Origin of the sequence: Streptomyces sp. OfavH-34-F, from assembly GCF_022347745.1 — a bacterium.
Lineage (GTDB): Bacteria > Actinomycetota > Actinomycetes > Streptomycetales > Streptomycetaceae > Streptomyces.
This window is the reverse complement of record NZ_JAKRGC010000261.1, coordinates 1-9254: the sequence shown is the minus strand read 5'-3', so window position 1 is coordinate 9254 and position 9254 is coordinate 1. Positions and strand designations below refer to the sequence as shown.

The 9254-nt window shown below is 73.0% G+C and carries 7 protein-coding genes and 2 pseudogenes; 6 read left to right on the top strand and 3 right to left on the bottom strand.

Annotated features, from left to right (window positions below; all coding sequences use genetic code 11):
- The 6 genes and pseudogenes from MHW47_RS27345 to MHW47_RS27320 form a co-directional block, all read left to right on the top strand.
- Positions 1-424: pseudogene (locus tag MHW47_RS27345) on the top strand (ATP-binding protein); the annotation flags it as partial.
- Positions 425-522: 98 nt separating this feature from the next.
- Positions 523-1161, top strand: coding sequence for a single-stranded DNA-binding protein (locus tag MHW47_RS27340; RefSeq protein WP_239226435.1), 639 nt, complete (start codon positions 523-525; stop codon positions 1159-1161).
- Between the two features lie 231 nt (positions 1162-1392).
- Positions 1393-2847, top strand: a complete 1455-nt coding sequence (locus MHW47_RS27335) for an LAETG motif-containing sortase-dependent surface protein (protein WP_239226434.1) — start codon at positions 1393-1395, stop codon at positions 2845-2847.
- Between the two features lie 261 nt (positions 2848-3108).
- Positions 3109-4773 (top strand): energy-dependent translational throttle protein EttA, encoded by a 1665-nt coding sequence (gene ettA / locus MHW47_RS27330; protein ID WP_239226433.1) that lies wholly within the window; start codon positions 3109-3111, stop codon positions 4771-4773.
- A 5-nt stretch (positions 4774-4778) separates the two neighbouring features.
- On the top strand, positions 4779-5201 hold the full coding sequence (locus tag MHW47_RS27325) for a thioesterase family protein (RefSeq protein ID WP_158558538.1): 423 nt from the start codon (positions 4779-4781) through the stop codon (positions 5199-5201).
- A complete protein-coding gene (locus MHW47_RS27320; protein WP_239226432.1) occupies positions 5198-5899 on the top strand; it encodes a hypothetical protein in 702 nt (233 codons plus the stop codon). The genes MHW47_RS27325 and MHW47_RS27320 overlap by 4 nt, the downstream gene beginning before the upstream one ends.
- Before the next feature lie 40 nt (positions 5900-5939).
- Here MHW47_RS27320 and MHW47_RS27315 read toward each other — a convergent pair whose 3' ends face one another.
- The 3 genes and pseudogenes from MHW47_RS27315 to MHW47_RS27305 all read right to left on the bottom strand — a co-directional run.
- Entirely contained in the window at positions 5940-6989 is a 1050-nt protein-coding gene (locus MHW47_RS27315; protein WP_239226431.1) for a DUF2804 domain-containing protein, read from the bottom strand.
- 42 nt (positions 6990-7031) lie between these two features.
- Positions 7032-8060: an ABC transporter ATP-binding protein gene (locus MHW47_RS27310; RefSeq protein WP_239226430.1), complete on the bottom strand. Its 1029-nt coding sequence runs from the start codon at positions 8058-8060 to the stop codon at positions 7032-7034.
- A pseudogene (locus MHW47_RS27305) lies at positions 8057-9254 on the bottom strand (ABC transporter permease); the annotation flags it as partial. The gene MHW47_RS27310 and the pseudogene MHW47_RS27305, both read right to left, overlap by 4 nt.

Below are 9254 nucleotides of genomic sequence, written 5' to 3'. Positions count from 1 at the left end.
GGGGGGTGATGCGCGGGCGCGTACGGGAGAGGGCCGGGGCGGGCGGGCGGGCGGGAGGCCGCCGCGTCCCGCCTGGTGGCCGGCGGCCGTGCTGGCCCAGGTCGCGATGACGCTGCTCCAGATCTTCGGCGGCCTGTGGCTGGCCGGGCAGATCGTCGGCGTCCTGGAGCCGGGGCTGCTGACGCCCGCGCTGGTGATGCTGGCGGGCATCGTCGGCGGCCCGCTGGTCGAGTGGTCGTGCGCGGCGGCGGCCCGGGGGCCGGCCAGGCGGTACGGCCAGGAGGCCGAACGGCGGCTGCGCGAGGCGGCGGCGGCGTGCGGACGGGCCCGGGTGCTCGACCCGGTCGCGGCCGAACTGGCCCGCTACCGCGAAGTGCGCGAACGGTACGTGGCGGTGACGGAGTTCTCCACAACGAGCCGTTAGTCCACAGCCTCCGGCAGGATGTCCGCCTCCCCTCCAGCATGGGATCGGTGACCGCGCGTACGGCGCGGCACGGGACCGGGTGAAGGGGAGGCGGAGTCATGAACGAGACCTTGGTGACGCTGGTGGGCAACGCGGCGACGGCGGTGGAGTTCCGGGAGACGGCGACCGGGGGGATGGCCCGGTTCCGGTTCGCGGTCACGCCCCGGCGGTGGGACCGGGCCAAGGAAGCGTGGGCGGACGGGCACACGAGCTTCTACACGGTGTGGGCGTGGCGGACGCTCGCGGCGAACCTGGCGGGGTCGGTGTCGGTGGGGGAGCCGCTGGTGGTGCACGGCAGGTTGAAGGTGCGCGAGGAGGAAGTGGACGGGCAGCGCCGGACGTTCGTGGACATCGAGGCGGTCGCGGTGGGCCACGACCTGACGCGGGGTACGGCGGCCTTCCGCCGGGCGCTGCGCAACGACCCGGCCCCGGCCTCGCGGTTCGGTCCGGCGCCGGTCGCGGCGGGGGACGATCCGTGGGCGGTCCGGGAGGCGCCGCAGGAGCGGGACGAGGGGGTGGCCGGGGAGCGGACGGAGGGGCCCGCGCGGGACGGCGCGGCGGCGCGGCCGGAGGAACCCCCGGCGGAGGACCGGACGGAGGACCGGGCCGAACGCCCCGCGCCCCGCAGGCGGACAGTGCGTCAGAAGACCGCCGCCGCACCCCGGAAGAAGGAGTCCGACCTGGTGGCGGCGCGGTGACCGGGCGGCGACCGGTCGATGACCAAGCGTGGCCGGGACCGGCGGCCCCTCGGCGGCGAAGGTTACCCGTGATAACGATTGCGATTCGGAATGGTTGTCGGACGGTATGACGGGGGACTGTCCTTGGCCCGCTCCATAGGATCTCCCCGTACTCACAAGGCACTTGAGTGGCAGGCGGGACAATCCCCACACGCGTACCGGGCGCGAGGGTCTCGCCCGGAGGGGAAATCAGTGTTCTCAGCTTCTTCAGCGACCGTTTCGTCATCCACGGCGGACCGCACCGGACGACGCCGGGGCATCACCCGGCTGGCCGCCTCGGTGGCGGCGTCCGGCCTGGTCGTGGCCGGTGCCCTCGTCGGCGCGGGCAGCGCCGCGGCCGACGAGGTGCCCGCGCACCAGGGCGGCGCCACCGCCGTGCTGGACGGACTGAAGACCTACGGCACCGCGGTCCTGCACGAGGACGGCAAGAAGCGCAACGTGGCCGCAGGTCTGTTCGAGATGAACGTCGACGGCGGCGGCACGCTCAAGACGTACTGCATCGACATCCACAACCCCACCCAGGACCGGGCGAAGTACCTGGAGACCCCCTGGGGCCAGTCCTCGCTGGGCGGCAACAACGACGCGGGCAAGATCCTCTGGATTCTGCAGCACTCCTACCCGCAGGTGAACGACCTCTCGGAGCTGGCGAAGGCGGCCGGCACCGGCACGCTCACCGACAAGACCGCGGCGGCCGGCACCCAGGTCGCGATCTGGCGCTTCTCCGACCACGTCCAGGTGGAGGCCGCCGACGAGCAGGCGGAGAAGCTCGCCGACTGGCTGGAGAAGTCCGCCACCGACATCCCCGAGCCCAAGGCGTCCCTGGCCCTCGACCCGGTCGCCGTCTCGGGCCGCTCCGGCGAGCGGGTCGGCCCGGTCACCGTCCACACCAACGCCGGCCAGGCCACCGTGACCCCGCCCGCGGACCTTGCGAGCGGCGTGAAGGTCACCGACAAGGACGGCAAGCCCGTCACCACCGCCTCGAACGGCACCAAGCTCTACTTCGACGTCCCGGCGGACTCCGAGGAGGGCAACGCCTCGCTGACCGTCCAGGCGACCACCTCCGTCCCGGTCGGCCGCGCCTTCGCCGGGGTCACCAAGAGCCAGACCATGATCCTGGCCGGCTCCAGCGAGTCGACGGTCTCCGCGTCCGCCACCGCCACCTGGGCGAAGCAGGGCCCGATCCCCACGGCCACCGCCGAGAAGAACTGCGACAAGGGCGGCGTCGACATCACCGTCGGCAACAAGGGTGACGAGGCGTTCACCTTCGAGCTCGACGGCAAGGAGCACACCGTCGAGGCCGGCAAGACCACGACCGTGACGGTCCCCGTCGCCGAGGACCAGGCGTACGACATCACGGTCACCGGCCCGAACGGCTTCTCCAAGACCTTCAAGGGCGTCCTGGACTGCCAGACCACCAGCAGCGGCACGGGCGGCGCCGGCGGCACGGAGACCCAGACCGGCAGCGAGCCCACCCCGACCGCGCCGACCACGGCCACGGCCGGCGGCAGCACCTCCGGCGGCACCGACCTCGCCGAGACCGGCAGCTCCAGCGCCACCCCGGTGATCGCGGGCGTCGCCATCGCCCTCGTCGTCGTCGGCGGCGGAGCGGTCGTCCTCCTGCGCCGCAAGCGGACCGCCAGCGAGTGACCCCCGGTGAGTGACCCCGCGACGCGGCGTCACCGCCACTGACGAAGGCCCCGGCGAGCCACAGCCCCGCCGGGGCCTTCGCGTCCCCCGGCCCACCCCGCGCCCCGGCCCGGGGAGGCGAACGCCCCGCCTCCTGTCGTACCGCGCCGTACCGCGAGCCGGGACCGCGCGTATCGCGCACCGGACCGGTTTCCGTCAAGAGGCGGCCGTCAGGCAAGATGGGGTGTATCTGCCCACACATCGATTGCCGGACGGTTTCTCTTGGCTGAGTTCATCTACACCATGCGCAAGACGCGCAAGGCGCACGGCGACAAGGTGATCCTCGATGACGTCACCCTGAACTTCCTGCCCGGCGCGAAGATCGGTGTCGTGGGGCCCAACGGCGCCGGTAAGTCCACCGTGCTGAAGATCATGGCGGGTCTGGAGCAGCCGTCCAACGGTGACGCGTTCCTGTCGCCCGGGTTCAGCGTCGGCATCCTCATGCAGGAGCCGGAGCTGGACGAGAGCAAGACGGTCCTGGAGAACGTGCAGGACGGCGCCGCCGAGATCATGGGCAAGCTCAAGCGGTTCAACGAGGTCGCCGAGCTGATGGCGACCGACTACTCCGACGCGCTCATGGACGAGATGGGCAAGCTCCAGGAGGACCTGGACCACGCCAACGCGTGGGACCTGGACGCCCAGCTGGAGCAGGCCATGGACGCCCTGGGCTGCCCGCCCGGCGACTGGCCCGTCGTCAACCTCTCCGGTGGCGAGAAGCGCCGCGTCGCGCTCTGCAAGCTCCTCATCGAGGCGCCCGACCTGCTGCTCCTCGACGAGCCCACCAACCACCTCGACGCCGAGTCGGTGAACTGGCTGGAGCAGCACCTCTCCAAGTACGCGGGCGCCGTGGTCGCCGTCACCCACGACCGCTACTTCCTCAACAACGTCGCCGAGTGGATTCTCGAACTGGACCGCGGCCGCGCGCTCCCCTACGAGGGCAACTACTCCACGTACCTCGACAAGAAGGCCGCCCGCCTCAAGGTCGAGGGCCGCAAGGACGAGAAGCGCCAGAAGCGGCTCAAGGAAGAGCTGGAGTGGGTGCGGTCCAACGCCAAGGGCCGGCAGACCAAGTCCAAGGCCCGTCTCGCCCGTTACGAGGAGATGGCCGCCGAGGCGGACAAGATGCGGAAGCTGGACTTCGAGGAGATCCAGATCCCGCCGGGGCCGCGTCTCGGCTCCATCGTCGTCGAGGTCGAGCACCTGTCGAAGGCGTTCGGCGACAAGGTCCTCATCGACGACCTGTCGTTCACGCTGCCGCGCAACGGCATCGTCGGCGTCATCGGCCCGAACGGCGCCGGCAAGACCACGCTGTTCAAGATGATCCAGGGCCTGGAGACGCCGGACAGCGGCTCCATCAAGGTCGGCGAGACCGTCAAGATCAGCTACGTCGACCAGTCCCGCGCCAACATCGACCCGAAGAAGACCCTCTGGGCCGTCGTCTCGGACGAGCTGGACTACATCAACGTCGGCCAGGTCGAGATGCCCTCGCGGGCGTACGTCTCCGCGTTCGGCTTCAAGGGCCCGGACCAGCAGAAGCCGGCCGGCGTCCTCTCCGGTGGTGAGCGCAACCGCCTCAACCTGGCGCTGACGCTCAAGGAGGGCGGCAACCTGCTGCTCCTCGACGAGCCCACCAACGACCTCGACGTCGAGACCCTGTCCTCGCTGGAGAACGCCCTGCTGGAGTTCCCCGGCGCGGCCGTCGTCATCTCCCACGACCGCTGGTTCCTGGACCGCGTCGCCACGCACATCCTGGCGTACGAGGGCGACTCCAAGTGGTACTGGTTCGAGGGCAACTTCGAGTCGTACGAGAAGAACAAGATCGAACGGCTCGGCCCGGACGCGGCCCGTCCGCACCGCGCCACGTACAAGAAGCTCACGCGAGGCTGATCGTCTTGGCTCGTCACATCTACAGCTGCCCGCTGCGCTGGTCGGACATGGACGCCTTCGGCCACGTCAACAACGTGGTCTTCCTCCGCTATCTGGAGGAGGCGCGCATCGACTTCATGTTCCGGCTGGCGCCGGGGGACGGCTCGCCGTCCTTCGCGGGCGGCTCCGTCGTGGCGCGGCACGAGATCGACTACCTGCGGCCCCTGGTCCACCGGCACCGTCCGGTGACCGTCGAGTCCTGGGTCACGAAGATCGGCGCCGCGTCGCTGACGATCGCCTACGAGATCAAGGACCCGGAACAGGTCTACGTGCGGGCGTCCACCGTCGTCGTCCCCTACGACCTGGCCGAGGGGCGGCCCCGGCGGATCTCCCCGGAGGAGAAGCTGTTCCTCCAGGAGTACCTCGCGGAGGAGCCCGCCGCGGTATGACCGTGTCCGTACAGCCGCTTCGGTTCGCCGACGCGAGGGAGGCCGCGGATCTCGCGGCCTTCCTCGGCCGGCTGCTCCACTACGACCGCGCCGCCGCCGTACGCCTCCAGGCGGGCGGCGGCGCGCTCGCCGTGTTCGGCCGGCCGCCCTCCTTCGAGGTGCTGGCGGTCCGTGCCGTACGGCTGGCCGACGCCCAGGAGTTCGACACCACCGTGTCGGCCGGCGACCTCCTGGAAGCCCTGCCCGCCGGGGACGCCGAAGGACCCGGCGCCGCCGCGGGCGCCCTGCCCGCCCCGGTCACCGGACCGCCCTGGGCCGGTGTCCTGCCGCCCCGCCGCGGCTGGCGCGAACAGGGCGGACTGCCCGACCCCGTCGCCCTGCGCACCACGCTGACCGCCGCCGTCCACGAGTTCCGCACCCGCGACGAGGCCCTGCCCGAGGACCGGCGCACCCGCGCCGAGCGCGACCGCATCGGCCACGAGATCTGGTCGCGCACCGTCGCCGCCACCGGGCTCCCGCTGCGCGCGGTGCACGCCGCGCAGTCCCTCGGCTTCCTGCGCGCCGCCCCCGGCTTCCCCGTCGCCCTCCTGGCGGCCGGCAGCTGGCTGCGCCTGCGCACCCCGTACGGCTCCGTCGCCCTGCGCCGGGCGGACGCGGCGGGCGGCCTGGGCAACCTCGCGGTCTCCGTGCGCGGCTGACCCGCACCGCGTACCGGGCCGGCAGCGGCGGCCCGCCCGGTCACCACCGCATGTGCACGTCCTCCGCCCAGCCCAGCAGGCGCTCCACCGCGATCTCCGCCCCGTCGTCGGTGCGGACGCGGCCGTCGTAGTGGCCGAAGCACTGATCGGTGCGGTTGACGAGCAGGCCCGCCTCGGTGCGGGCGCGCCGGTTGTGGAACGGCGTGAACGTCAGGTCCACCTGCCCGGTCAGCGGGGTGCGGATCGTCCACGGCGCGAGCGGGTCGGAGGGCGACCAGCGCCAGTCCAGCTCCTCGCCGACCTTGCTCAGCCGGCCGTCCACGCACAGCGCGTTCTCCGTGGAGCCGGTGCCCAGCGTCCAGCGGCCGCCCAGCTGGAGGCCCACCGTACGGCCGTCCGTCCGGCCGGAGGCGGCGCCCCAGTTCCAGTCGACCGTATGCGGCCAGCGCCCCCGGCCGTGGTCCAGGACGGCCCAGGTGTCCTCGCCGTCGAAGTCCAGGTACTCCCCGCCCACCCGGACCCGGCCGGAGGCGGGCAGCGCCGTCTGCTTGGAGGTGTACTGGAAGCGCCGGCTGTCCCACGGCACGACGACGGAGAGCGACTCGTGGCCCGCCGGGCGGGCGACCAGCAGGTCCACCTCCACCGGCACCCGCTCCGGGGTCAGACAGCGCGCCCGCAGCCGGGTGCCGCCGGGTTCGTCGCGGATCTCCACGCGCACCTTGCCGCCGGTCGGGCGGGCCGGGCCCGTCACCACGGCCGGGGTACCGGGGGAGCCGGCCACCGTGTCGGGCAGGTTCACGCCCACGCCGCCGGGGATGACCGCCGTGCGTTCGAACTCCAGCCCGCCGGGCGCGTACTCCAGCAGGTAGACGCTGTTCAGGGCCAGGAAGTCCAGATCGCTGACGGTCAGCGCCACCAGATGGGTCGGCGTCGTCACGCACCAGTACTCCCAGCGCTTCGTCCGGCCCCAGCCGCGCAGATTGGCGCGGTGCAGCGGCACCCGCGACCAGCCGACCGCCGACGGGTCGAGGCGCCCGTCGGGCAGACAGAGGTCGACCGGCTCGGTGATCTCGCGTTCGAACGTCGTCATGGCCGGATACTAACGGCCGGTCAGCGGACGCCCGAGCGGCGGTTACGCGGCGCCCGCACCCGCGTCGGCGCCCGCGTCCGGACCCCCCTCAGCACCCGCGTCCGGGGCCGCGCCCGGGGTGGCGCCGTCCGGCCAGACGCCGATGTGGTCCCGCTCCAGCTCCAGCATCACGCGGTGCTCCATGCCCAGCGCCTCGGTGTAGTCGGCAGGCAGTTGCAGCCGGCCCGCGCGGTCCAGCATCGCGTACTCGCGGGCCACCTGGGACTCCTGGCCGGTCGCCGCGTCCACCTCGGTGCGGCGCAGCACCTCGAAGGAGGTCCGGCCGTCGCGGATCGCGACCGTACGCCGCACCTCGGAGGCCACCGCCTGGTCATGGGTGACGATCACGATCGTCGTGCCCAGCTCCTCGTTGGCGCGGCGGAACGCGGCGAAGACCTGCTCGCCGGTGGCCGAGTCCAGCTCACCGGTCGGCTCGTCGGCGAGCAGCACCGAGGGGGAGTTGGCGAGCGAGACGGCGATCGCCACCCGCTGCTGCTGGCCGCCCGACATCTGCTGCGGGCGCTTGTCCCGGCAGTCCTCGACCTCCAGCATCTTCAGCAGCGTCTCGGCGCGCGCCGCCCGCTCGCGGGCCCGGCCGCGCCCGCGCAGCTGCATCGGCAGGGTGACGTTCTGTATCGCCGTCAGGTACGGCAGCAGGTTGCGGGCGGTCTGCTGCCAGACGAAGCCGACGACGTCCCGGCGGTAGCGGAGCCGCTCCTTCTGCCCCATGTTCAGCAGATCGCAGCCCGCCACCTTCGCCGCCCCGGCCGTGGGCTCGTCCAGCCCGGCCAGGATGTTCATCAGCGTGGACTTGCCGCTGCCGGACGCGCCGACCAGGGCCAGCAGTTCGCCCTGCTCGACGAGGAGGTCGAGCCCCTGGAGGGCCTGCACCTCGACCCCGTCCGTGGTGAAGATGCGCACCAGGCGGTCGCAGGCGATCAGCGCGTCGTGCCCGTAGGAGGGCCGGTCGCGCCGGGCGGTGGCCCGCTGTTCCAGCTCGGCCAGCGTGGAATCGGTCGACGGCGTCGTCATCGGGAGTCTCCTGCCCTGAGTTCGGTGATCGATCCGCGGCGGCCGGTCCACCAGGCCTGCACCCCGGCCACCGCGGCGGCCAGGACGATCACGCCCACCGCCGGCAGGACCAGGGACCACGGGTCGGTCCGCAGCGGTGCGGTGGCCGGCAGGCCGGAACCCGCGCCGGTCGAGAGCGCGAGGTGCACCAGGTCGATGCCCGGCGCGAGCAGGGCGATCGTCGCCCGGCCCACGAGCAGCCCGCCCACCGCGGCGAGCACCGCCTGCGGCAGGGCCTCGAAGCCGAGGAGCCGCCCGCCCTGCCGGGATGTGAGGCCCATGGTGCGCAGCCGGGCCAGCAGCGTCGTGCGCTCGGGCGCGGTCTGGAGCAGCGACAGCAGGACGGCGAGCAGGGCGTATCCGGCGCCGGCCGCGATGGCCGCCAGATAGATCCGCTCGGCGCCGTTCTGCATCGGGGTGTCCACGTACGCCTCGCGCGTCTCGGAGCGCAGCTGTACGGAGAAGTGGTCGCCCGCCTTGCCGGCGGCGGCCCGCAGGGCCTTCGCGTCCAGGTGGTCGCCGGTGAGCAGCAGCACGGTGGTCTGCCGGTGGGTGAGCGCGGAGGCGTCCACGATCATGAAGGAGGAGCCGTTGACGGCGGGGGCGTGCGCCACCGTGCCGGCCAGCTTCACCTTGAAGTCACCGGCCACGGACTCCAGGTCGCGCGGCCGGTCACCGAGCCGTTCGGCGACGGACGGCGAGGCGATCACGGGCACCACCCGGTCCCGGGAGGCAGGCTCGCCCTTCACGGGCCGGGCGCCGGTGGCCTTCAGCGGGCCGGCCGGGAAGGAGTCGAGCCCGAGGCCGCGCACCAGCCGTGCGTACGCCTCCGGGTCGACGCCGATCAGCGTGGCGCCCTTGGCGTCCTCGACCCCGTTCTCGGCGGGCGGCAGCGCGACCCCGTACTCGATCTGGACCCGCACCGCCTCGCGTACGCCGTCCGCCTTCCCGGCCGCGCGGATCAGGCCGTCGGGCAGCGGTACGGAGTCGCCCTGGCCGCTGATCCGGGCGTCGGCGCCGGTGGCCAGGACGGCCGCGTCGTCGCGCGCGTCGGCGATTCCGGCCAGAACGGAGCCGCCGAACGCGGCCGTGGTCAGCGCGACCAGCAGCGCGAGCAGCGGCAGGGTGCCGGCGGCGGCCGCGCGCCCGGCGCGG

Coding starts and splice junctions, on each gene's coding strand:
- MHW47_RS27340 (WP_239226435.1), top strand. CDS start 523: ATGAACGAGACCTTGGTGACGCTGGTGGGCAACGCGGCGACGGCGGTG.
- MHW47_RS27320 (WP_239226432.1), top strand. CDS start 5,198: ATGACCGTGTCCGTACAGCCGCTTCGGTTCGCCGACGCGAGGGAGGCC.
- MHW47_RS27315 (WP_239226431.1), bottom strand. CDS start 6,989: ATGACGACGTTCGAACGCGAGATCACCGAGCCGGTCGACCTCTGTCTG.
- MHW47_RS27310 (WP_239226430.1), bottom strand. CDS start 8,060: ATGACGACGCCGTCGACCGATTCCACGCTGGCCGAGCTGGAACAGCGG.